At 30.4% G+C, this 24,542-nt stretch carries 25 protein-coding genes and 1 riboswitch; of the genes, 11 read left to right on the forward strand and 14 right to left on the reverse strand.

What is annotated here, in order from left to right:
- Positions 1-93 precede the first annotated feature (93 nt).
- The 3 genes from carB (at position 94) to LX78_RS11410 (ending at position 4,330) form a co-directional block, all read left to right on the forward strand.
- Positions 94-2,946, forward strand: coding sequence for a carbamoyl-phosphate synthase large subunit (carB, locus tag LX78_RS11400; RefSeq protein WP_109682792.1), 2,853 nt, complete (start codon positions 94-96; stop codon positions 2,944-2,946).
- Positions 2,947-3,020: 74 nt separating this feature from the next.
- Complete coding sequence (locus tag LX78_RS11405; protein WP_109682793.1) at positions 3,021-3,545, forward strand: ankyrin repeat domain-containing protein; 525 nt, start codon at positions 3,021-3,023, stop codon at positions 3,543-3,545.
- Between the two features lie 2 nt (positions 3,546-3,547).
- A complete protein-coding gene (locus tag LX78_RS11410; protein WP_109682794.1) occupies positions 3,548-4,330 on the forward strand; it encodes a T9SS type A sorting domain-containing protein in 783 nt (260 codons plus the stop codon).
- A gap of 51 nt (positions 4,331-4,381) precedes the next feature.
- Here LX78_RS11410 and LX78_RS11415 read toward each other — a convergent pair whose 3' ends face one another.
- The 7 genes from LX78_RS11415 to LX78_RS11445 form a co-directional block, all read right to left on the reverse strand.
- Positions 4,382-5,086: a DUF3307 domain-containing protein gene (locus LX78_RS11415; protein ID WP_109682795.1), complete on the reverse strand. Its 705-nt coding sequence runs from the start codon at positions 5,084-5,086 to the stop codon at positions 4,382-4,384.
- Positions 5,083-5,697 carry a SatD family protein gene (locus tag LX78_RS11420; protein ID WP_109682796.1) on the reverse strand — a complete coding sequence of 205 codons (615 nt, stop codon included), beginning with the start codon at positions 5,695-5,697 and terminating at the stop codon, positions 5,083-5,085. The genes LX78_RS11415 and LX78_RS11420 overlap by 4 nt, the downstream gene beginning before the upstream one ends.
- Positions 5,698-5,789: 92 nt before the next feature.
- The gene (locus tag LX78_RS11425; RefSeq protein ID WP_109682797.1) at positions 5,790-6,158 is read right to left on the reverse strand and encodes a 6-phosphogluconate dehydrogenase; all 369 of its coding nucleotides are present in this window, start codon (positions 6,156-6,158) and stop codon (positions 5,790-5,792) included.
- Positions 6,159-6,167: 9 nt separating this feature from the next.
- Positions 6,168-7,490: a DNA recombination protein RmuC gene (gene rmuC, locus LX78_RS11430; RefSeq protein WP_109682798.1), complete on the reverse strand. Its 1,323-nt coding sequence runs from the start codon at positions 7,488-7,490 to the stop codon at positions 6,168-6,170.
- A 61-nt stretch (positions 7,491-7,551) separates the two neighbouring features.
- On the reverse strand, positions 7,552-8,346 hold the full coding sequence (locus tag LX78_RS11435) for an ABC transporter ATP-binding protein (RefSeq protein ID WP_109682799.1): 795 nt from the start codon (positions 8,344-8,346) through the stop codon (positions 7,552-7,554).
- On the reverse strand, positions 8,347-9,375 hold the full coding sequence (locus LX78_RS11440) for a FecCD family ABC transporter permease (RefSeq protein ID WP_109682800.1): 1,029 nt from the start codon (positions 9,373-9,375) through the stop codon (positions 8,347-8,349).
- Complete coding sequence (locus tag LX78_RS11445; RefSeq protein WP_109682801.1) at positions 9,376-10,518, reverse strand: ABC transporter substrate-binding protein; 1,143 nt, start codon at positions 10,516-10,518, stop codon at positions 9,376-9,378.
- Positions 10,519-10,722: 204 nt separating this feature from the next.
- Positions 10,723-10,927, forward strand: a riboswitch (cobalamin riboswitch).
- 67 nt (positions 10,928-10,994) lie between these two features.
- Here LX78_RS11445 and LX78_RS11450 point away from each other — a divergent pair.
- Positions 10,995-12,923: a TonB-dependent receptor plug domain-containing protein gene (locus LX78_RS11450; protein ID WP_109682802.1), complete on the forward strand. Its 1,929-nt coding sequence runs from the start codon at positions 10,995-10,997 to the stop codon at positions 12,921-12,923.
- 38 nt (positions 12,924-12,961) lie between these two features.
- On the opposite strand, the gene LX78_RS11455 is transcribed toward LX78_RS11450, so the two are convergent.
- Entirely contained in the window at positions 12,962-14,383 is a 1,422-nt protein-coding gene (locus LX78_RS11455; protein ID WP_109682803.1) for a S41 family peptidase, read from the reverse strand.
- Between the two features lie 134 nt (positions 14,384-14,517).
- Here LX78_RS11455 and LX78_RS11460 point away from each other — a divergent pair, with 134 nt between their 5' ends.
- Genes LX78_RS11460 through LX78_RS11475 form a run of 4 tightly spaced genes read left to right on the forward strand, consistent with a single transcriptional unit; the run spans position 14,518 to position 16,661 of the window.
- A complete protein-coding gene (locus tag LX78_RS11460; protein WP_109682804.1) occupies positions 14,518-15,027 on the forward strand; it encodes an RNA polymerase sigma factor in 510 nt (169 codons plus the stop codon).
- A complete protein-coding gene (locus tag LX78_RS11465) occupies positions 15,014-15,490 on the forward strand; it encodes a hypothetical protein (protein WP_109682805.1) in 477 nt (158 codons plus the stop codon). The genes LX78_RS11460 and LX78_RS11465 overlap by 14 nt, the downstream gene beginning before the upstream one ends.
- A 23-nt stretch (positions 15,491-15,513) precedes the next feature.
- Positions 15,514-16,113 (forward strand): DUF4252 domain-containing protein, encoded by a 600-nt coding sequence (locus tag LX78_RS11470; RefSeq protein WP_245881521.1) that lies wholly within the window; start codon positions 15,514-15,516, stop codon positions 16,111-16,113.
- 5 nt (positions 16,114-16,118) lie between these two features.
- On the forward strand, positions 16,119-16,661 hold the full coding sequence (locus LX78_RS11475; protein WP_109682806.1) for a DUF4252 domain-containing protein: 543 nt from the start codon (positions 16,119-16,121) through the stop codon (positions 16,659-16,661).
- Positions 16,662-16,714: 53 nt separating this feature from the next.
- Here the strand turns inward: LX78_RS11475 and LX78_RS11480 are convergent, their stop codons facing one another.
- The 3 genes from LX78_RS11480 to LX78_RS11490 form a co-directional block, all read right to left on the reverse strand.
- Positions 16,715-16,951, reverse strand: coding sequence for a hypothetical protein (locus LX78_RS11480; RefSeq protein WP_109682807.1), 237 nt, complete (start codon positions 16,949-16,951; stop codon positions 16,715-16,717).
- Between the two features lie 4 nt (positions 16,952-16,955).
- Positions 16,956-18,299: an adenylosuccinate lyase gene (gene purB, locus LX78_RS11485; RefSeq protein WP_109682808.1), complete on the reverse strand. Its 1,344-nt coding sequence runs from the start codon at positions 18,297-18,299 to the stop codon at positions 16,956-16,958.
- A gap of 97 nt (positions 18,300-18,396) precedes the next feature.
- On the reverse strand, positions 18,397-18,960 hold the full coding sequence (locus LX78_RS11490; RefSeq protein WP_109682809.1) for an adenylosuccinate lyase: 564 nt from the start codon (positions 18,958-18,960) through the stop codon (positions 18,397-18,399).
- Positions 18,961-18,997: 37 nt separating this feature from the next.
- Here LX78_RS11490 and LX78_RS11495 point away from each other — a divergent pair, with 37 nt between their 5' ends.
- On the forward strand, positions 18,998-19,471 hold the full coding sequence (locus tag LX78_RS11495) for a heme-binding domain-containing protein (RefSeq protein ID WP_109682810.1): 474 nt from the start codon (positions 18,998-19,000) through the stop codon (positions 19,469-19,471).
- Between the two features lie 91 nt (positions 19,472-19,562).
- The gene (locus tag LX78_RS11500; RefSeq protein WP_109682811.1) at positions 19,563-20,795 is read left to right on the forward strand and encodes a glycosyltransferase family 4 protein; all 1,233 of its coding nucleotides are present in this window, start codon (positions 19,563-19,565) and stop codon (positions 20,793-20,795) included.
- Between the two features lies 1 nt (position 20,796).
- On the opposite strand, the gene LX78_RS11505 is transcribed toward LX78_RS11500, so the two are convergent.
- From LX78_RS11505 to LX78_RS11515, 3 genes are all read right to left on the reverse strand, one after another.
- A complete protein-coding gene (locus LX78_RS11505) occupies positions 20,797-22,725 on the reverse strand; it encodes an adenylate/guanylate cyclase domain-containing protein (RefSeq protein WP_109682812.1) in 1,929 nt (642 codons plus the stop codon).
- A gap of 23 nt (positions 22,726-22,748) precedes the next feature.
- Positions 22,749-23,246, reverse strand: a complete 498-nt coding sequence (locus LX78_RS11510; RefSeq protein WP_109682813.1) for a hypothetical protein — start codon at positions 23,244-23,246, stop codon at positions 22,749-22,751.
- A gap of 256 nt (positions 23,247-23,502) precedes the next feature.
- Positions 23,503-24,060: a thioredoxin family protein gene (locus LX78_RS11515; RefSeq protein ID WP_109682925.1), complete on the reverse strand. Its 558-nt coding sequence runs from the start codon at positions 24,058-24,060 to the stop codon at positions 23,503-23,505.
- Positions 24,061-24,206: 146 nt separating this feature from the next.
- On the opposite strand from LX78_RS11515, the gene LX78_RS11520 reads away from it, so the two are divergent.
- Positions 24,207-24,542, forward strand: coding sequence for a tRNA-binding protein (locus LX78_RS11520; RefSeq protein ID WP_109682814.1), 336 nt, complete (start codon positions 24,207-24,209; stop codon positions 24,540-24,542).

The following is a 24,542-nucleotide window of genomic DNA, read 5'->3' on the forward strand; positions in this document are numbered from 1 at the left end:
TATATAAAAGGTGTTACTTAACGGTAACGCCTTTTTTTATATCTAGTATTTTTTAATTTTGCAAACACAACTATAACCATATAATATTTAAAAATGCCTAAAAATTCAAACCTTAAATCTATATTAATTATTGGTTCTGGCCCAATAGTCATTGGTCAAGCATGTGAATTTGATTATTCAGGAACTCAAGCATTAAGATCCTTAAGAGAAGATGGAATTGAAACTGTTTTAATAAATTCAAATCCAGCAACTATTATGACTGATCCTTCTATGGCAGATCATGTGTATTTGTTGCCTTTAACTACAAAATCTCTGGTTCAAATATTAAAAGAACATCCACAAATTGATGCTGTTTTACCAACTATGGGAGGACAAACTGCTTTAAATTTATGTATTGAAGCAGATGAAAAAGGCATTTGGGAAGATTTTGGTGTTGAAATTATTGGTGTTGATATTGATGCTATTAATATAACAGAAGATAGAGAACAGTTTAGAGAATTAATGCTAAAAATAGGCATTCCAATGGCACCTCAAGCCACTGCAACATCTTATTTAAAAGGTAAAGAAATTGCTCAGGAATTTGGTTTTCCTTTAGTTATTAGAGCTTCGTTTACTTTGGGTGGAGCAGGAGCATCCTTTGTCTATAAAGAAGAAGATTTTGATGAATTATTAACTCGTGGATTAGAAATTTCTCCTATTCATGAAGTTATGATTGATAAGGCCTTGATTGGTTGGAAAGAATATGAACTTGAGCTATTACGTGATGCTAACGATAATGTAGTTATTATCTGTTCTATTGAAAATATGGATCCAATGGGAATCCATACAGGAGACTCTATAACAGTTGCTCCTGCAATGACTTTGAGTGATAGAACCTATCAAAAGATGCGTGATATGGCAATTCATATGATGCGAAGTATTGGAGATTTTGCAGGTGGTTGTAATGTGCAATTTGCTGTTAGTCCAGATGAAAATGAAGATATTATTGCAATTGAAATTAATCCACGTGTATCTCGTTCTTCAGCTTTAGCAAGTAAAGCTACTGGTTATCCTATTGCAAAAATAGCAGCTAAATTAGCTATTGGTTATCATTTAGATGAGTTAGATAATCAAATTACAAAATCTACTTCAGCTTTATTTGAGCCAACATTAGATTATGTAATTGTAAAAATACCACGTTGGAATTTCGATAAATTCGAAGGAAGTGATAGAACTCTTGGGCTTCAAATGAAATCTGTTGGTGAGGTTATGGGAATTGGACGTTCGTTTCAAGAAGCGCTTCATAAAGCTACACAATCTCTTGAAATTAAGCGAAATGGTTTAGGAGCAGATGGAAAAGGTTATAAAGATTACGACCAAATTATCAGTAAATTAACTTATGCAAGTTGGGACAGAGTTTTTGTAATTTATGATGCCATCCAAATGGGAATTCCTTTAAGCAGAATTCATGAAATTACTAAAATAGATATGTGGTTCTTAAAGCAATATGAAGAATTATACTTGCTTGAAAAAGAGATATCCACTTTCAAAATAGATACTATTCAAAAAGATTTGTTGTTGGAAGCTAAACAAAAAGGCTATGGTGACAGGCAAATTGCACACATGCTAAATTGTTTAGAAAGTCAAGTGTATAACAAACGTGAAGAATTAGGTGTTAATCGTGTTTATAAATTAGTAGACACGTGTGCAGCTGAGTTTAAAGCGCAAACACCTTATTATTATTCAACGTTTGAAAGTGATGTAGAGACTACAGATGGAAAGCGTTTTGCAGATAATGAAAGCGTAGTTCCAGATAAGAAGAAAATTATTGTACTTGGTTCTGGTCCAAATAGAATTGGTCAGGGAATCGAGTTTGATTACTGTTGTGTACATGGTGTTTTAGCAGCTGCTGAATGTGGTTACGAAACAATAATGATTAACTGTAACCCTGAAACGGTTTCAACCGATTTCGATACAGCTGATAAATTGTATTTTGAACCAGTTTTCTGGGAACATATCTACGATATTATTAAACATGAAAAACCTGAAGGTGTTATTGTACAGCTTGGAGGTCAAACAGCATTAAAACTAGCCGAAAAGCTAGATAGATACGGAATTAAAATTATTGGAACAACTTATCAATCTCTTGATTTAGCAGAAGATAGAGGTTTGTTTTCAAATTTACTTAAGGAAAATAATATTCCTTACCCTCAATTTGACATAGCAACAACAGCAGACGAAGCAGCTGCAATTGCTGATGTTTTAGATTTTCCTATTTTAGTTAGACCATCTTATGTTTTGGGAGGTCAAGGCATGAAAATTGTAATTAATAAGCAAGAATTGGAAGAGCATGTTGTCGATTTGTTAAGACAAATGCCAGGAAATCAATTGTTATTAGACCATTATTTAGATGGAGCAATAGAAGCAGAAGCAGATGCTATCTGCGATGGTGAAAATGTTTATATCATTGGTATAATGGAGCATATTGAACCATGTGGAATCCACTCTGGTGATAGTAATGCTACTTTACCACCTTTTAATTTAGGTGAATTTGTGATGCAACAAATTAAAGATCATACAAAAAAGATAGCTCTAGCTTTAAATACTGTTGGTCTAATTAACATTCAGTTTGCTATAAAAGACGATATTGTATATATAATAGAAGCCAATCCAAGAGCTTCTAGAACAGTGCCTTTTATTTCTAAGGCATATGGTGAGCCTTATGTTAATTATGCTACAAAAGTTATGTTAGGAGAGAAGAAAGTAACCGACTTTAACTTTAATCCTCAATTAAAAGGCTATGCTATTAAGCAACCTGTTTTCTCTTTTAATAAATTTCATAATGTGAATAAAAAGCTAGGTCCAGAGATGAAAAGTACTGGAGAAAGCATTTTATTTATTGAAAGTTTAAAAGACGACGAATTTTATAATTTATACTCTAGACGTAAGATGTATTTGAGCAAATAATGGTTTATTCGACAAAACGTATCTTATAATTTGTTAATAATTATTACTTTAGCATAAGAAATCGAATCTATTACATGAACCGAAAACTTGTTTTATTGATTGGTTGTTTTTTAGCAACGGTTTTTGTTTTTGCTCAAGATAATATTTTTGATGTTGCTCGTTCTGGAACAGTTGAAGAAATTAAACAATTAATGTCTATCAATCCTGACACTATTAATGTTATTAATGATAGAGGTTTTTTTCCTTTAACGCTATCCTGTTATAATGGAAATGAAGCTGTTGGATTATTTTTAATAAATCACGTTAAAAATATTAATGGAGATAGTAAATATGGCACACCATTAATGGCAGCTGTATTTAAAGGACAAGTTACTTTGTCTCAGGCCTTGTTAGAAAAAGGTGCAAACCCAAATATTGCTGATGTTAATAAAACAACACCTTTGCATTATGCCGTTTTATTGAATAATGAATCGTTGATTTATCTTTTAATGGATTTTAACGCTGATGCAACATTAAAGGACAGTAGAGGAAAAACAGCTTTAGATTATGCTTTAATGGACAATAATAAAAAGATTATAGAATTATTAGAAAATAAATAATTATGAAAAAAATTACTTTATCCTTTATTGGAATTTTTACACTAATAACCTCACTTACTTTCAGTCAGACGTATTCTACAGGTGTTATCGAATTGCTCAATGATGGTAATAATTTATATACAGCACAAATAGAAGTTACAACTAGCTTGGTAACATTAACCTTAAGTGGTCCTGATAATAAATATTTAGGATTGGGTTTTGATGCTATGAGTATGACAGCTGGAAAAGATGTTGTTATTTGGTTAAACGATGGCACTTTTAAACTTACAGACAGATCTTTTTTAGGTGTTGGAGCAGAACCTGCGTTAGATGTGGAACAAGATTGGACTATTATCTCTAATACTAGCTCTGGTGGACAAAGAAATGTGGTAGCTACAAGATTACCAGATACAGGAAATTCAGATGATTTTGTATTTTCAACTTCAGCTTCTTCAATAGATTTAGTTTGGTCGTTTGAGGATACGTCTTCTTATACTTTAGGTTGGCATGGTATATTAAATAGAGGAATGACTAGAGAATCATTTACACTAAGTGCTCCAAGTTTAACTAAAACAGATTTTAAAATTTATCCAAATCCAGGAAAAACGTATCTAAATATTCATTTACCTGAATTTAATGCTGATGCTTACCTTGAAGTTTTCGATATCTTAGGTAAAAAAATATATGCAAATACACTTGGTGCTATAAATAATAGAATTTCAGTCTCTAAATGGCCTACAGGAGTGTATATAGTTAGGGTAACTTTAGGAGAACAATCTATTACCAAACGGTTTATAAAACAGTAGTTTTATTTTATATATTATATTTAAACCATCAGATTTCTGATGGTTTTTTTATTAGATTAAATAGAGGTAGCCTATTCCTGTAAGTATAGCAATACCAAAACTAATTAGTGTTCCTATTAAAATATATTCGGTTAGTTTTCGGTGTTTACTTTCTTTTAAATCACCAAATCTAAATACAGATTTAGCAGTTATTAAAAAACCAACAGCTTCCCAATGATTTGTAATAATAAATATGAAGACGAGCAAACGCTCTAACATGCCAATATATCTTCCAGCATCTTCTAATGATTCGTTTCCACTTGTTAGCTTTTCAATATTCCATTTACTAAAAATAGTCATCATGAGTATGGAAACTGGTTGGGTTAGAAAGAGCACACAAGTAATAAGCAATAAGGTGCTTTCTGTAAAAAAAGATTCAGAAGTAAATTGATTATCTGTAAAGAGATAATAAGCTGTAAAAATAACTATAATATGAAGGATTTGATCTAGAAAGAACCATAAACGTCTTGTTTTTTTCTTTTGAAATATCAATTTGCTTGCATCTATTATATAATGAGTTATTCCTATGGTAAGTATTATTGGCCAAAGAGTTACATCCCAGAGTATTAAAAACAGTAAGGCAATATGTATGGCTATATGTGCATAAAGTATGGGTGATTTTAATTTCTTTTTTTCTTTTTCTTTTACAGTTTTTTTAGATTGAAAAACAAAATCACCAATTAAATGAGCCAAAAAAAGTTTGATTAAGAGTATCATAATGTCAATTTAGCTAGTTTACTTTTATACATTTGGTTTAACTCCAAGATTTCATCTAGATTAGCACGTTTCATTCGTTTACTTACAGCATCTTGACTAATACCAATTATTTCTGCAATTTCTTGTTGAATTTTACTTGGATGATTTAAATGAACTTTTACAATTTCGGCAGAATTCGATGTCCAATTATCCATTCCAATTAAAGCTAATTTAAAGTATAAATTTAATTCGTTGTCTAAATTATGATTATTAGTTTTAATTTTTAGGTTTAGCTTTTCTCTTTTCAAGAATTCTATTAACGTTCCTGAGTTTTGAAATGCCGTTCCGTTGGATTCGGTAACATTATTGCCTTCAAAAGTCTTGTTCCCAATGCCTATTGCCATCCGTACATCCAGACCTTTAATTGTTTTAATACATGCTTTTATATAAACTGCACTTATAAAACTCTGTAGATAATCTCTAACTTCTATTTGAAAACTATCTCCTCTATAGATATCCCAATAGTGTGAGTCTGGTTCTAATTTGGATAGAGCTTGTTTTAAGGTTTCTAACCATATATCAGGCTGCGTATCTCTAGATTTAATAATATCTCCTGTTATAACACTAGTCATAATTGTTTTATTCCTTTTAAGTGGAATAAGTAAATATATGCCATTTATATGGAATAAACAATTATATTCCTTTAAAAAGGCATATTTTTAAATTATAAGCGTCTGTTGCTTCTTTCTAGGTCTTCTTCGACTTTGGTGATAAAGTACTTGGTGTCACCTAACCAGAAAAACGTTTTATAACGCTCAAAATAATGGAGTTTTACATATTTTCCTTGTAAGCGTTGTAAATCGGAAATAACTTCTTTTTTACTATTTTCAACAGAGAACATGAACATCTGTCCTTCTGATACTCCTTGGCTTATTTCACCTTCCCAAGTTTTAATAAGCACACCTTTATTACTAAATTTAACTAATTCGCCAGCACGAATTCCTTCACTATAAGTTGCAAAATAAATGAATGCAAAATATCCAGATAAAGCTAGGACAATAATAACTAAGAATTTTATTAGAAATTTTTTCATAATATAATTTTATTCTTCATCATCTTCAGCACGTTTTAAAATGCTTTCCGGAAGAGATTTTTTTGCTTTTGCTCCTAATTTTTTCAATTTTTGAACACTAGTAATTAGGTTTCCTTTTCCTTCAACTAACTTATTCATTGCCGAAGAATAATCTTTTTTTGCATCGTCTATTTTTTTGCCAACTCCAGTTAAATCTTTGACTAGTCCTTCAAATTTGTCGTAAAGCGCTCCTGCTTGTCTTGCAATTTCAATAGCATTTTGTTGTTGTTTTTCATTATTCCACATCGTGTCTATAGTTCGAAGCGTAGCTAAAAGTGTAGAAGGTGTAACAATAACAATGTTTTTTTCGAATGCTTTATTATATAAAGAGTTATCTTCATTAATTGCAATGGCAAAAGCAGGTTCAATAGGAACAAACATAAGCACAAAATCTGGTGATTCTATATCATATAAATCTTCATATTTCTTCTCAGATAGTTGATCAACATGTTTTCTTATAGAGTTTACATGTGCTTTTAAAAATTGAGGTCTATTTTCTTCATCAGCATTAACATAACGTTCATAATCTGTTAAAGATACTTTACTATCAATAATCATTCGTTTATTGTCAGGAAGGTGCAATACCACATCTGGAAGCACACGAGAACCATCTGAAGTTGTAAAACTTTGCTGTACAAAATATTCTCTGTCTTTTTCTAATCCAGATTTTTCTAAGACTCTTTCAAGCACTAATTCTCCCCAATTCCCTTGCATTTTACTATCGCCTTTTAAGGCTTTGGTTAGGTTTGTGGTTTCTTTTGTCATTTGAAGATTTAGGTCTTTTAATCCTAACAATTGTTCTTTTAAAGCCGAATGCATGCTAATGCTTTCTTTTTGTGAGTCTTCTACTTTTTTCTCAAAAACCTGTATTTTCTCTTGTAATGGGTTTAATATTTGCTTGATATTTTCTTTATTCTGAAGTGTAAACTTTTCAGATTTTTCATCAAGAATTTTAGTAGCTAAAAGTTCGAAGTCTTTACGTAATTGTTCTTGTTGTTTTGCAAGTTCTTCATCACGTTTTAAGTTTTGTTGCTGTAGGTTTTCGTATTCGGTATTTCTTCTTGTTAATTCTGAATTTAGAAACTCTTTTTCACGACGAATCTCATCACGTTCACCTTCAATTTTAGACACATTTTGTTTAAGCTCGTCAATAGTTGAATTTAACTGATTTTGACGTTCTTCTAGAGTGCTTTGCTCGCCTTTGCTTTTAAGCTTAGTTATGGTTATGCCAAGATAAGTACCAATACCACCAGAAATTATTATAGCTAGAATGAGAATAAGACTGTCGTTCATTTAAATATAGTTGATTCTCAAAGATACATTACTTGTCCTGTAAGTCAAAGCAAAAAATCGCTTACTTTTTAACTCTAAAACTCCCAGTTTGCTCATCAAAAATTATTAAATCTTGAGGAAAAAGCGCATTAAAAGTCCCGTTTGAAATGAGGTTGCAAGGTTGATCTGTAATAACATCATTTTTGGTCATAACTATCATTTTGTCACAAAGTTGAATAGCTAAATCTATTTCGTGTGAGGAAAATAGGATGGTTTTATTAGTTTCTTTAACTAGTTTTTGAAGGAGTTTTAGAATATAAGCTTTGTGATACATGTCTAAATGTGTGGTTGGTTCATCTAGAATAATCAAATCAGTATCTTGTGCTAATGCACGAGCAATTAATACTTTTTGAAGTTGTCCGTCGCTTAATTCAAAACACTTCTTGTGTTTTAAGATTTCAATATTTGTTAGCTCTAAAGATTGATTAACAGTTTCTATATCTTCCGTAGATAAATTACCAACCCAATTGGTATAAGGATGTCTTCCTAAAGCCACCAATTCGAAAACTGATAGATTTTTTGAGGCAATAGGGTCTGTTAAAACAAGGCTCATGGTTTTTGCCAGTTCACCAGAAGTGTATTCAGAAAGTAATTTACTATTTATAAAAATCTTGCCATTTAAACCGTTCTGGACATTTGTTAACGTGCGTAACAAAGTAGATTTCCCAATACCATTAGCTCCAACCAAACCAATAAGTTCACCTTTGTGCAATTCAATATTAATGTTTGAAGCAATAACAGAATCAGTTTTTTTAGATTTGTAACCTATAGAAAGATTCTGTGTTTTTAATATGTTATGTTGGTTAGCTTTATCCATTTAAAATATCATTTTACGTTTTCTAACTAATAGCCAGATAACCACTGGAGCTCCAATTAATGATGTTATGGCATTAATTGGCAAGGTATAATCACTTGTTGGTAATTGAGCAATACTATCGCAAATTAGCATGATAATAGATCCAAATAAAAAGACTGCTGGCAATAATATCTTATGGTTTGATGTATTAAAAACCTGTCTGGTAATATGAGGAATTGCCAAGCCTATAAAAGCAATTGGACCTGCAAAAGCTGTTATGGTTCCAGCCAATAAGCTGGTAGCAATAATAATAATGAAACGACTTTGTTTGATATTTAGGCCTAAGCTTTTTGCATAATTTTCACCTAATAATAAAGTGTTTAACCCTTTAATAGAAATAATACTTAGTAATAGACCTAAACAATAGATAATAAAAAAGATAAAAACCTCATTCCAAGATAAATTTCCCAAACTACCAAATCCCCAAAAAATGTATTGTTGTAATTGTTCAGCAGAACTAAAGTAGGAAAGAACACTTACCACAGCTGCTGTAATGCTACCAAACATCAAACCTATAATAAGAATGGCCATGGTGTCTCTTACTTTTGATGAAACAACCAAAACTGCTAAAAGCACTAAAAAACTCCCCAAACTTGCAGCTATTACTATAGTCCATTTAGAAACTAAAAGTGTTGCAAAAACACCTCCAAAAATTCCAGATCCTAAAATAACTAAGGCAACACCTAAACTAGCTCCAGAACTAATACCTAGAACAAATGGTCCAGCTAATGGATTCCTAAATAGCGTTTGCATTAATAATCCAGAAATGCCTAATCCAGAACCAACCAGAATAGCAGTTATTGCTTTTGGTAATCTGTAATCCTGAATGATGTATTGCCAATTATCATTCTCAATGGTACCCAAGAAGCTATTAAAAATTTCTTTTGTTGGAATTGAAACTGAGCCCAAACTAATATTCAGAAAAAAACAAATAATCAATAGGAAGATTAATGCTATGAATGAAAGTGTATATGTGTTTGTTTTAGGCAATTAATCTAGGGGTTTAAAAAAGTAAGGTTTATAATTATTTAAAAGTTCTGGATGGCAGATTTTAATGATATCTTTCAAGACTAAATCTGGTCTTGCAATACCTAATTCGTAATATAAAACACCACCAGTTTTTCCTGTTGTATTTGCAATCGTATAAATTGTTTTATTTTTAAAAGCATCAAATTTTGTGTAATGCTGATTTGCTTTTTCTAATGCTTCATAAGATGTGTAATACGAAGGATTAATCCAAATTTCAGCATTTTTAGCTCTTTCAAAAACAACTTCAAAATTTAGTGAGATACTACCAGTTCCTTCTGTTTCATTCCAAAGATAATTTACATTTGCATCTTTTAAAATTTGTGCTTCTGTACTAGTGCCATTAGGTAAATACCAAATGTCTTTGTGCATAGCTCCACTTAAAACGCTTGGTTTGTTTAGAGCATTTGAAGCTAAAGATTTTGCTTCTAAATAATTTTTTTCAATCGATTTAAAAATGGAATCAGCCTTTTGTGCTCTATTATAGAGCACACCAAAAAACTTAATCCATTCGGCTTTTGCTAAAGGCGAATGTTCCACCCAATCGCCATTATAAATTACTGGAATACCAGATTTTTTAATGGTTTCAAACGTTTTGTTATTGCCATCAATTCCAAAACCAACTACAACATCTGGTTGTATTTCAAGTAAAACTTCAGTATTAATGCCTTCATTTTTACCCAATTCTCTAATGTTTCCATTATCAATTCTTGTTCTTGTTTTTTCAGATGAAATATAATCTGTTCCAGGAAAACCTACTAAGGTTTCTTCAACTTCTAAAAGTTCTAAAGCAGGAATGTGAGTGGTTGAAGTCACAACCATTTTTTCTATAGGAATAGTAATAACACCATCAAAATCATCCTTATTTAATGTGATTTTCGAAGCCATGTTTTTTTGTACTAAAGCATAACGATATGTTTTATCAGATTTTGGCCAAGGACTTTTTATAGTTAATGTGCTGAAATTTTCATGATGAGTTATATCAAATCCTTCAGAATAAGATAAATTACTCGTAGCTACATCTAATTTTACAGGATGCTGTATTTCCTTGTCCTTGCAATTAAATAGTAGAATGAAAACACTAATAAAAATAAATCTAGAAATCATAAATTATGTAACATTTGTAACTGTCTAAATATACTTGAGGTTTTAATTTTGTAAAAAACGTAACCATGAGAGACGGTTCAAATTTAACAATATATATAGTAGCAGGAATTATAATATTCCATTTTTTAATTGGTTTTATTTATCTTATTTATAAACTGAATAAGAAAAAGTAAATTTTCCTCAGATATGCTTTTAATTTCAATTACTTTTGTAGAGAATTTTGGTTCTTATCAAATTTATTTGATGGATTAAAAGGGAATCTGGTGCGATTTTTATAATCAATTCCAGAACTGTTCCCGCAACTGTAGGCTATAAAGCTTCATGTAAAACTTCAAGTCACTGGATTATTTCTGGGAAGACATAACATGAAGACGCAAGTCAGGAGACCTGCCATTTTCAACAAAAAATAAGTCAAACTTTCGGGACAAAAGTTAGGTGTGATTTTCATGCTATTCTCGAGTAATTATTAGTTAAAAATGAACAAAAAAAACTATTTTTTTGGTGTACTTTGTAGTATGTCATTATTTTCTGTTGCACAGCAACAAGTAGATTCTACTCCTGTAGAAAAATTAGAAGAAGTGGTAATAACAGATTCTAAATTTGATTTAAATCGAGAAGATTCTGGAAAGGTTATTACCAAAATCACACAGAAAGAGTTGGAACAATTACAAGGAAAATCGATTGCTGAAATTATTAATACCACAGCAGGTATTGAAATTAATGGTGCTAACAGTAATGCTGGTCAAAATTTGAATTACTATGTTAGAGGAGGAAAAAACAGACAGGTATTAATTTTAATCGATGGTATAGCTGTTTCTGACCCTTCACAGATAGCAAACGATTACGATTTGCGTTTATTGAATGCCAATCAGGTTGAATCTATAGAAATATTAAAAGGAGCTTCAAGCACATTGTATGGTTCTGGTGCAGCAACTGCTGTTATAAATATAAAATTAAAGGAGGCCTCTAAAAAGGCTATATCTGCAAACTTTAGAAGTATTTTTGGAACCAATCAATCTCAAGAAGATAACAACTATAACATCAATAATTTTCAAAATAATGTTTCTGTAAATGGAACTATTAATAAGTTTAGCTATTTAGCGAGTTTTGGAAATCAATATACCGATGGATTATCTGCTCTTGCAAGTGGAACAGAACCAGATGCTTTTAATTCTATCAATGGAAACCTGAAGTTGGGTTACATCTTTTCTGATGCTTTTAAAATAAACATATACGGAAGCATGGATAAATTTAAAGCCGATTTTGACGATGGTTTTTCTGGAGTAGATACAGACGATCTTTCAACTACAAAACAACAACGCTACGGACTTTCGCCTGAATACACATATAATAATGGAAGTGTTACATTAAACGCTGCTTATAACAAAGTGGAACGAGACATAGAATCCAGTTATCCTGCGATGTTTAATGCAGAAAGCTTTAATGGAGATTTATATAATAAATACAATTTTAGCGATAAATTTTACACTGTTTTAGGAGTCAACTTTCAACAAAACAATATGGAGAGTTTTTCTATTCCTTATGGTGGAACAGATTTCGAACAAGGTATTAATCCAGACAATGCCGAATATACCAATATCGATCCTTATGCGAATGTGGTTTATGTTTCAGATTTTGGTTTGCATGTTAATGCTGGAGCTCGTTTAAATAATCATAGTGAATACGGAAATCATCTAGTTTATAGCTTAAATCCTTCATTTACAAAGAACTTCAGTTTTGGTTATTTAAAAGGTCTAGCAAGTTACAGCACAGCTTATATTACGCCTTCATTGTATCAGCTTTTTGATCCTTTATATGGAAACACCAATTTAAAACCTGAAGAAAATGCTACGTTTGAAGTTGGAGCAGAAATTCAATTGAAAGATAAAGCAACTATAAGTGTGGTATATTTTAATAGGGAAGAGGAGAATTTTATCGATTTTGTATACTTAGGTAGTTGGACTTATCAATATCAAAATGTGGATGAAAAATTTACGGCAAGTGGAATTGAATTTGTTGCAGATTACAATATAACAAAAACGTTGAAGCTAACGGCTAATGCTACTTATACGCAGGTAGATGAAGATTTAAGCTTAAGAATTCCTGAGTTTAAAGTGAATGGTTTATTAGGATATCAAGTATGTGAAAACACCTTTATGAGTTTATCATATCAGTTTACAGACGATAGAACAGATTCGTTTTATAACGATTTAACCTATATGAATGAAGAAGTGAATTTAAAAAGTTACAATCTGTTAGATTTTTACATCAGTCATAACATTTTAGATAATAAAATGAAACTTTTTGCGAATCTCACCAACATTTTTAATGAGGGTTATCAAGAATTGTATGGCTATTCTACAAAAGGTAGAAATGTGAATATTGGATTTAGTTTAACTTTATAGAATATAAAAAAAGCCACTTACTAGTGGCTTTTTTATTATCAATCAACATACATTTGATTTTTTGTTAAAGTAAAATCCTTACTGTCGCCAACAACTTCCATGTTGCTATACGGTTGCAAGGAAATCCGACCAGTATCAATAATATGCTGTAAAGCAATGGCTAATAAAGTTTCATCTGGATTACCTAGAACACCTAAGTTTCCATAGTTTTCTGAAGCTATAATGTCTGGATCTAATCCATTGTTATAATCTGTATAACCAACAGTATTTAAAGTTTTTAATACCAATGGCTGCATGGCATAGGTATGAATTGGATTTATATCACTATTACTAAAATCTGGTGAATCGTAAAGAGTTATAGAAGCTTGATATTTCCCAGTTGTTGTTCCACCAATTTGCACCACGTCTATATAAGGATTTAAACAGTTTATTACCAATTCGCTAGCAGAAGCTGTGCTTTTTGTTGTTAAAACATAGACTTTTGCTAATTGCAAACTGTTTAAAGAGATTCCATCGTCATTATCTGTAAAATTATATATTAAATCATTTGGATCTATTTGACTTTGAATCTCGCTATTCCATTGTTGTGTAGCAAAAGTCTGTCCAGTAAACTGTCCAGTTATCATACTAGACAATAAAATAGCTGTATTTACCGAGCCTCCAGAGTTATACCTTAAGTCCAAAACTAAATTCTGAATGTTTTGAGATTGAAAATAATTAAAGGTTTCGTTTAATTGCGAATCGAAATCTCTTGTAAAACCATTATACATTAAATAGCCTACATTTTGGTTGTCAACTTCTAAAATCTGTTTTATAAAAATAGGATTTTCAGTATATGGTGTTTTTGTTAGGTTGATACTTTGGTTGGTTGGTTCAATAGAGTCATCGTCGGTTTCTGGAGTCCCATTATCGTTATAGGTTGCTAGGTTTATAGTATAATTATTCGGACTTAATAAGGTTCTGTAATTATCTAAATTTAATGAAGTTCCGTTTACAGCATGAAAGATTAATCCTCTTTGCAACCCTTTGTTTTCAGCGTCTGTGTTTGGTAACACATAACGTACATAACCAAAAACTTCAGAACTTGTGCTTGAAAAACGAACCAAGCCAAACTCCATTCCGTTGTTATAAGTAGTTCCGTTAAGCTGCTGTTGCAATTCAATATAATTATCTGTTATCCAACTAAACCTATCAATGGTTGGTCTTTGGTAGATTAGGCTTTCAAATAAATCTTCAGGAGAAGAAAAACTGTTTAAAAAACTTTCATATTCAGAATCATTAAATCTATCATTAGCTAAATCAGGCACGTTATCTTTATATAGATAATAGGTATTTAAGCCCTTCCAGACAAAATCGTTTAAATCTCTAGTAGAAACAGGATTGTCGTCCAAGTCTTCAAAACATCCAATAGTAACAAAAGATAATATAAATAATATGAATAATAATTTTATAGATTTCATAGTGGTTTAGCAACTTTTTCAGTTTAAAAATACTTACTTTATCTTAGATTAAAAATATTTTTGTAACAAATCAATAAATGTATCGTCGTAATAATAAGCAGGCATAAACCAACTGTAGAAAACCAAACAAAACTATGACACAGGCAGAATTTTTAAATATTGTCATGCCATTTAAAGATAAAGTCTTTCGCTTAGCGAAACGCTTATTAGTTTCGAAAGAAGAAGCTGAAGATGCTACGCAAGAAATTTTGTTAAAACTGTGGAATAATAAAACAAAAATTGAAGAATATAAAAATGTGGAAGCATTTTCTATGACGATGACTAAGAATTTTTGTTTGGATAAATTAAAATCTAAACACGCACAAAATTTAAAAATTGTACATAGTAATTATCAAGACAATAACACGTCTTTGCAGAAGCAGATTGAATTAAACGATAGTGTTAATTGGGTAGCAAAAATAATAGAGGATTTACCTGAACAGCAAAAAATGGTTATTCAATTACGAGATATAGAACAATACGATTTAGATGAGATTGCACAAATGTTAGACATGAACAATACAGCAGTAAGAGTAGCCTTATCTAGAGCAAGAAAATCAATAAGAGAAAAATTAACTAATACGCATAGTTATGGTACTAAATAATATAGAAAAATTACTTGAAAAGTACGAAAACGGTGAAACAACCCTAAAAGAAGAGCAGCAGTTAAAAAGCTATTTTTCTCAAGAAACTGTAGAGCCTCATTTAGAAATGTACAAACCTATGTTTGCCTACTTTTCAGTAAATCAGAAAGAAACGTTTACCAAAGCCGTTCCATTAAAAACTAAGAGAAGCTTTAATTACAAATGGATTTCGGTTGCAGCAGTAGCAGTTCTTATGTTAGGTTTCTATTTTAGTATGCCTATGTTTCAACAAGAAGAAGATTTAGGAACTTACGATGATCCAATGTTGGCTTATAACGAAGTAGTTAAATCTTTAGAGTTAATTTCAAGCAGTTTAAATAAAGGAACTGAAAAAGTGGGTTATTTAAATGGCTTAAATAACGGTGTTTCTAAGGTTGGTTACCTTAATGAAATGGAAAATTCAACCAAAATAATTTTTAAATAAAACAATATCAAAAAACGAACAAAATGAAAACAACAAATAAATTAAAAACAAGTAAAATGAAGAATAAAGCAATCCTTTTCTTAATGGCAATCATGTTATTTCCATTAACATCTATGGCACAAGATATTTTCTCTAAGTACAGCGAAAATCCAGATGTAACGTATGTGTCTATTAAACCAAAAATGTTTCAAATGTTAGCTAAAATGGATATCAATTCAGACGATCCTGAAGCTCAAGAGTACATTAATATGGTAAACAGTATAACAAGTTTTAAAGTTATAACTACAGATAACAAAGCTATTTCAGCTGATGTTTCTAAATGGGTTCAATCTCGTAAAAGTTCACTTGAGGAATTAATGGAAGTTAAAGATGATGGTGTTAATATGACTTTTTATGTAAAACAAGGCAGAGATGAAGATCATGTAAGCGAATTTCTAATGTTTGTAGATGGTTTAAGTGCCATTACTAAAGATGCAAATATTAATATGAATGGTGAAAAACGTGAGTTTGAAACGGTTGTGGTATCCTTAACTGGAGACATCGATTTAAATCAAATCTCTAAGCTTACACAGAAAATGAACATTCAAGGAAGTGAGCATTTAGATAAAAAAGGTAAAAAATAAGAACTATGAACTCATCAATCAAAAAGTTATTATTCAGCTTACTAGCATGTATTGTGCTAGTAAGCTGTAATAATGGCGAATCTCTACAAACTTATTTTGTAGATAACCAGGAGATGCCAGATTTTCTATCGGCAGATCTACCTACTACAATTGTGAAAATAGATGAATCTACTTTATCTAAAGATCAAATAGAAGCTTATAATTCTGTAAAGAGATTAAACTTTTTAGGTTATAAGATTAAAGAAAACAATCTAGAGGACTATACTTTAGAACTTTCTAAAGTGAAATCTATTTTGAACAATAAAAAGTATAACGACCTTATAGAATTCAACGATAAAGCAGCTAAAGTGGTTGTTAAATATATTGGAGATGACGATACAGCCGATGAGTTTGTTGTTTTTGCAAGCTCGAAAGATATGGGTTTTGGAATAGTAAGAATTTTAGGAGACAACATGCGTCCTGAAAAAATGGCAACTCTTGTTGATGCGTTGCAAAATGCAGATTTCGACGAGTCTCAACTAAATGGAATTACAGATTTTTTTAAATAAATAGTTAGTTAAAGTTAAGTGTAAAAAAGGCTTCTATATTTAGAAGCCTTTTTTTATATATTATCGTTACTAAAAACATTAGGACTGCTTTTGCTGTCCTCAAACTCATTTGTAACAGCATCTTTTTCTTCAATAGGTTTTTGCATTACCAGATTGACAACTATCAATACAAATAGCAAGGCAAGAACAGCTATAATGACATAATTATCTAAAATCCCAAGAATTCCAGAAATTGAAAAACCAAAAACAACTATGGCACAAAGAATAAGAGATTGTTTGTCTGTAAACATAAGTTTAAATACCAGTGTAATTACTTGGCGTTATAGATTTTAATTCTTTTTTTATTTGATCTGAGACCTCTAAGGTATCAATAAAATTTGAAATAGATATTTTGTTGATTATTTCGTTTGTTCTAGTAAGTCCTTTAAGAGCTTCATATGGATTCGGATAAGCCTCACGACGTAATATGGTTTGAATAGCTTCTGCTACTACAGCCCAATTATTTTCTAAATCTTCAGCAAATTTACTTTCGTTTAAAAGTAATTTATTCAAACCTTTTAAAGTAGATTTAAAACCAATAAGCGTATGCCCAAAAGGTACGCCTACATTTCGTAAAACAGTACTATCTGTTAAATCACGTTGTAATCTAGAGATTGGAAGTTTGGCAGATAAATGCTCAAAAACAGCATTTGCTATTCCTAGATTGCCTTCACTATTTTCAAAATCAATCGGGTTTACTTTATGTGGCATAGCAGAACTACCAATTTCACCAGCTTTAATCTTTTGTTTAAAATAATCCATAGATACATAAGTCCAAAAGTCTCTGTCTAAATCTATAATTATTGTATTTATACGTTTTAAACAATCAAACAAAGCAGCCATATGGTCGTAATGCTCAATTTGTGTTGTAGGAAATGAATGTTGCAATCCTAATTTTTCTTGAACAAATTTATTACCAAAAGCTCTCCAGTCAATATTTGGATAAGCTACTTTATGTGCATTAAAATTACCAGTTGCTCCACCAAATTTCGAAGCACTTGGGATATCGTTTAGTAAATTAAATTGTTCTTCTAATCTAACAACAAACACAGCAATTTCTTTTCCTAATCGCGTAGGAGAAGCAGGTTGACCATGTGTTCTTGCTAACATTGGAATGTTTGCCCACTCTTCAGATAATTCTTTTAGTTTTTTATGTAGAATAAAATATTCAGGAACATATACATTGTTCATAGCCTCCTTAATACTTAATGGAATGGCTGTATTGTTAATGTCTTGAGATGTTAATCCAAAGTGGATAAATTCTTTATATTCTGAAATGCCTAAAGCATCAAATTTATCTTTTATAAAATACTCAACAGCTTTTACATCATGATTAGTAACTTTTTCAATCTCCTTTATAGCTGAAGCATCTATAGGTGTAAATTTTTTATAGATAGCACGTAACTCATCAAATAATTTAGAATTAAAAGATTCAAGCTGAGGTAAAGGTTGCTCGCAAAGAGCAATAAAATATTCAATTTCTACTTGTACACGATATTTTATTAATGCTTCTTCCGAAAAATAAGGAGCTAATTCGTTTACTTTATTTCTGTAACGTCCATCAATAGGAGAAATAGCATTAAGAGGTGATAAAGACATGTTCTGTGTTGTTTTTAGAAGATGCAAAGATAAGAAAATGATTTGCTATAGACGATTTATGATTTATGAATTTTGAAGATATTTAATTATTGCTAAGCTACTTTTTTACCTTTTTTATAATATGTTTAGCTCTAGCTTTAAATCCGGAACTCTGCATTTGGAAATCGCGTTCTAAAATCATAACTAATTCAGGATGAATCCAATCAATATCTCTACCAAGTAAATAAAGTGAATTCATAGAATAAGCTTTTGGAGCAATCTTCTCATCGTTAATCATATAATCAAAACACAATTCTACAATTCGATCAATATGAGTGGGTTTTAGTGCAGATTGAATTTTATTTTCTTGTTTAGAATAAATAGCTTTTACTAAATATTCACATATTTTGGCAACAGGTCTTACTGCAGAATCTAAATGAACCTTATGCATATTTAAAGTAAAGACATCTAAATGAGGAATAATAGCTTCTAACTTTTCATTGCACATAAACTCTAAAACCCAAGCAGCTCTACAGGATATTTTATCATTAACCATAAATAAGATTTCTAGTAATTCTGGTAATAAATCAGGATTATTTATAACAAGATTAGCGTAATACTGTCGTTTTTCACGTGAGTGATTTACATAATTTAATTCGTTATAAAGTTGGTCTTTTGTCACTATTAATTCTTATTTTTAATATCTGAAATTAATTAAAATGAAAACTACAAAAAAAATATTATTAGGCTTACTAATTGTATTCATTATTGCTCAATTTTTTGGTCCAGAAAGAAATGAAGGAGAATTAGCTTCGGTAGATGCTTTTTTAGCTGAAACAAATCCACCAGAAAACATTCAAGCTATATTAAGAGAAAGCTGTTTTGATTGTCATAGTAATGTTACCAGATACCCTTGGTATAGTAATATTACTCCAGTAAATTATTGGATGGCAGATCATGTAAAGCATGGAAAAAAGCATTTTAATATGTCTAATTGGGAAGGGAATTCTGTAAAGAAAAAAGACCATAAGCTTGAAGAGCTTATAGAAATGGTTGAAGAAAAAGAAATGCCACTGCCTTCTTATACTTGGACTCATACAGAGGCTAAACTGTCTGAAGCTCAAATTCTGGATATAGTAGAATGGGCAAAACAAGTTCGTTTTAAATATAGTTTAGTGCCAAAGCCAGAATAATTTTCAAATTCCAAAAAAAATAAATAACAAGTTCCAATTTAATATGAATACTTTGGAATTTAGAAATTGACAATTGAGGTTTTAGATTTTTATGGATAAAAATTTACTTATTATAGGATTTGTTTGGCCAGAACCTAATAGTTCTGCTGCTGGCAGTAGAATGTTACAACTTATTGACTTATTTAAATCCGAAAATTACAACATTACTTTTGCAACTCCATGTTCTAAAAGTGACAATGCTTTTAATCTTGAAACGATAGAGGTAAAGCAGGTGTCTATTGAATTGAATCATTCTAGTTTTGATGATTTTATAAAAAAACTTAATCCAAATGTTGTTTTGTTCGATAGATTTATGATGGAAGAACAATTTGGCTGGCGAGTTACAGAACAATGTCCAAATGCTTTACGTATTCTAGATACAGAAGATTTGCATGGCTTACGTAAAGGAAGACAATTAGCATTAAAGGAAGGAAAACCATTCAATTTAGAATATTTGTTTAACAATACTTCAAAACGAGAAATAGCAAGTATTTATAGATGCGATTTAAGTTTGATTATTTCTGAAGCAGAAATGGAAATTCTTAAATCAGACTTTAAAGTGCCAGATACACTTCTGTGTTATTTACCCTTTATGATTGAAAAAATTTCAAAGGCTGAAATAAAAAAACAATCAGGTTTTAATTCAAGACAACATTTTATAACCATTGGAAATTTTCTTCATGAACCAAATTACAATGCAATTTTATATTTAAAAGAAACGATTTGGCCTTTAGTTAGAAAGCAGTTACCTAAAGCAGAGTTGCATATTTATGGAGCTTATGTATCTCAAAAAGTAAATCAGTTGCATAATCAAAAAGAAGGCTTTTTAATTAAAGGTTTTGCTGAAGAAGTTTCTAAAGTTATGCAAGAAGCAAAAGTATGTTTGGCTCCTATACGTTTTGGTGCAGGATTAAAAGGAAAATTAATTGATGCCATGCAACATGGAACCCCTTGTGTAACAACAAATATTGGAGCAGAAGGAATGTTTGGTGAGTTTGAGCCCAATGGTTTTATAGAAGATAATCCACAAGAATTTGCAGACAAGTGTGTTGCTTTATATGAGAATGAGATACTTTGGAATGAAAAGCAACAAAACGGCTTTGAAATTATCAATAAGCGTTTTCAAAAATCTGTATTTCAATCAAAATTTTTAATACAAATCCAATCTATAGAAAAAGATTTAGAAACACATCGTTTAAACAACTTTACTGGACTAATGCTTCAGCATCAAATTATGCAAAGCACTAAATATATGAGTAAATGGATTGAAGAGAAGAATAAATGATTTATTGTAGGACTGGGTTTTCAATATGATTTAAGTTCATGAAATTATAAAAAGTTTTATCCTTTATTCTATTAGCAAAATACATTTTCATACTCCCTTTATTTTTTACTTCAATTTCTCCTCTATATTCACATGTAATAGCATCTTTAATTAACTGATATGTGTTTTCAGCGATATTTATTTTTCCTGGTTCTGATGTAGATTCCATTCTAGAAGCTACATTAACAGTATCTCCCCAAATATCATAAGCAAACTTTTTTGTGCCAACAACACCAGCTACAACTGGTCCAGTATTAATACCTAAACGAATGTCAAAATGAGCGATATCTTGATTCATTGAGTTTTTAGTTTCCTCAACAAATTGAATAATTTCAAAAGCTGCTAATGTTATTTTAATTGCGTGATCTTTTGTTGGAAAAGGAAGCCCACCAGCACACATATAAGAATCGCCAGCAGTTTTAATTTTTTCAAGCTTGTACTTTTCAATTATGGTATCGAATTTTGAAAAATAGAAGTCAACACTTTTAACTAATTTTTCAGGAGTAAGATTCTCAGAATAGCTAGTAAAGCTTTTAAAATCGGTAAACAAAACACTTGCAGATTCAAAGCGCTTGGCTTTTACTTTCCCTTTTTCTTTAAGCTCTTTTGCTGTTTCTTCTGGAAGGATGTTTAGTAGTAGGTTATCTGATCTATTTCTTTCTTCTTCAATAATTAATTTGGTTTTACTTATATACTTATTGCGTCTGAATAATCCCAATGCTATCAAAGCAATAAGAAATAAAGCAATAATTGTAGCTATAGCTAAATTTTGTCGATTTTTCTTTTGCTGACTTAATAAATCCAATTCAAATTGTTGGTTCAATTGTTTTTGAGTCAGTAAATCAACTTCTGACTGTTTTTGAGAAATCTCATAATCTGTTCTTAGCTCAGCAATTTTTTGTACTTTTTCAATATCGGAAATACTATCTTTTACTGCAGTATAGTTTTTATAATGGATTAATGACTTTTTAAAGTTACCAGATTTTTCATATAATTTAGATAATTGTAGATTTGCATCGCATATTTGCTCTTTCAAACTATACTTGTCTGCTAATTCAAGACTTTTTTTTGAATAGTTTAAAGCTTCATTCCAATTGTTTTTTGATAAATATATGTCTGACATATAAGTGAGATATACTGAAATTGGGTAGTAAAGCTCCAACTGTTCCATGATATTTATAGCTTCATTAATATTTGCTTCAGCTAAATCATCCTTTCCTTGTTCCGCATAGACCATTCCCATATTTCCTAAAACAAATGCATTACCTTCTAAAGAGTTTAATTTTCGAAATATGAGTCCAGATTCCATAAAATGTTCTATTGCTAGATCATATTCATTATTCATAAAATATTCATCTCCCAGATTAGACAATCCATTAGCAAAATTTAATGAATCTCCTTCTTTTTTTAATAAATCTATTCCAATTTTATAATACTGAATAGCATTATCATGATTTCGCATGATAGAATAAACATCAGCTATAGAAATATTTGCTAGACCTAAATCGCGATCAATTTTATTATTAGCAGCAATGTTTGCTGCTTCAAAATAACTCTCTAGAGCCTGAGTTAAATCACTTTTTAACCTTAAAGAGGTGCCTTTATGTAAGTAACCAAGAAATAGATAATCACTAGAATTTATAAGTTTGGCATTTTCAATGAGTTCTAAACTATATAGTAATTTTTTTTGTGGATCTGGATGATTTTGTGCTAGTTCTTTTAAAATAGAAATTTTTTCATGATTTTCATAGCCATTCATTCTATAAACAGACTCTAAACTATCAGAAAGTGTAATATTCTGGCTGATACTATTTATTGAAAAGCAATAAAAACCTATAACTAAACAGGCCTTTAATGTTTTAAGGGAATGAAATGTTGTATAAAATATCATTTTGTAAATAGAACTTAAGACTGTTAAGGTTTGACAGTAATTTTAGGGTCTATATTAAAAGTTCCATTTCGTTTAGAACCATTATTATACACAGTAAACTTAATAGTATACTTTTCCATCTGGCCATTAGTTCCTAATTGTACAACACCTAAAACTTCTTCAGGAGATTGATTATTCCCATTTAAGACATTTGTTCCAAAAACATTGTCACCACCATGATAGTTAATGGATTTTACATTTACTACATCTGTTCCTGGATTAGAACTTGAAACTCCTCTCCAGATAATGGTGTCTCCAGCACTAACCGTAATGTTAAAATCTTCAATATTACCTTCAGAGGTAGTAATATCCATATCAGGAGATTCAGAAGTGAAATAACATACATCTAATTTGTTTTGACGTGTAATTTGATCTGTATCAACATGAATGGTTACATAATGTACTTGTTGAGCAAATGAGTTTGTAATTCCAAAAAACAAGATAGCAACAAGTGTTTGAAATAATCGGTTAAAATTTTTCATTTTAAAATATTTAGTTGGTTAGATGTATTTTGCAAAATTTAGCAAAATTAATATAGCATTTACCTAAAGAAATAGATTTAAGTGCAGTATAATAAAAAAGGGGAGTGCATAATATAAAATGAAATATAGTAAATAATAACTTACAAAAAAAACATAATTCACTCTAAGTCTTGAATTTATGCAAAAAAATTAATCACAGTCCTAAGTGAATATGAGTTTTATAAAGGAAAATTGATTGAAGCTAAACTTCTTCAAGTTATTCTTTCCACTTTATATTACATCCAATACTTGGTTTTTGAATAGCAGTATTTTCCTTATTTTCAATAATACAATTTAATGCATGACGTATATCTGTTCCAGTTACTGGAATATTATTTCCAGGCCTTGAATCGTCTAGCTGACCTCTATAAGTTAATTTTAAATCTTGGTCAAATACATAGAAATCTGGAGTACAGGCTGCATCATAGGCTTTTGCTACTTCTTGAGTCTGATCGAATAAGTATGGAAAAATAAAACCTTGTTCAATAACATTCTCTTTCATTTTATTAGGAGCATCTTCAGGATAATTTTCAATATCATTACTAGAGATAGCAATAAAATTAACACCTTTACTTTTATAGTCTTTTGCTAGTTTACTTAGCTCGCTATTTACATGTTTTACAAAAGGACAATGGTTACAAATAAACATAATAACGGTTGCGTGGATTCCTTTTAATTCTCTTAAAGAATATTTTTTTTCAGTTACTGTATCCACAAGATTAAAAGAAGGAGCTTGAGTTCCTAAAGGAAGCATGTTTGAAGGTGTTCTTGCCATATTTATATATTTTAAATAATAACCTACAATTTTATAATCAATATTCCAAATAGACAAGAATTAGTTTGATATACTTATATTGCAAAAACATATAGCTATCAAACTATATATTATAAAATATTAACCAACCAATTTAACTGTTTAAAATGAGTGATGTCATTCAGTTTGACGACTTTGTAAAAGTAGATTTACGCGTAGGAACCATCTTAGAGGTTTCAGATTTTCCAGAAGCAAGAAATCCAGCCTATCAATTAGTTATTGATTTTGGAGATTTAGGAATTAAAAAAACATCAGCACAAATAACCACACTTTATAAAAAAGAAGATTTGTTAAATAGACAAATAGTTGCTGTGGTAAATTTTCCAAGTAAGCAAATAGCTTCTTTTATGAGTGAATGTTTGGTTTTAGGAGCTGTAGATGGAAAAAATGTTATTCTTTTAAATCCTGAAACAAAAGTTAAGAATGGATCAACTGTAGCATAG

The sequence above is a fragment of the Xanthomarina spongicola genome (assembly GCF_003148645.1).
Taxonomy (GTDB): Bacteria; Bacteroidota; Bacteroidia; order Flavobacteriales; family Flavobacteriaceae; genus Xanthomarina; species Xanthomarina spongicola.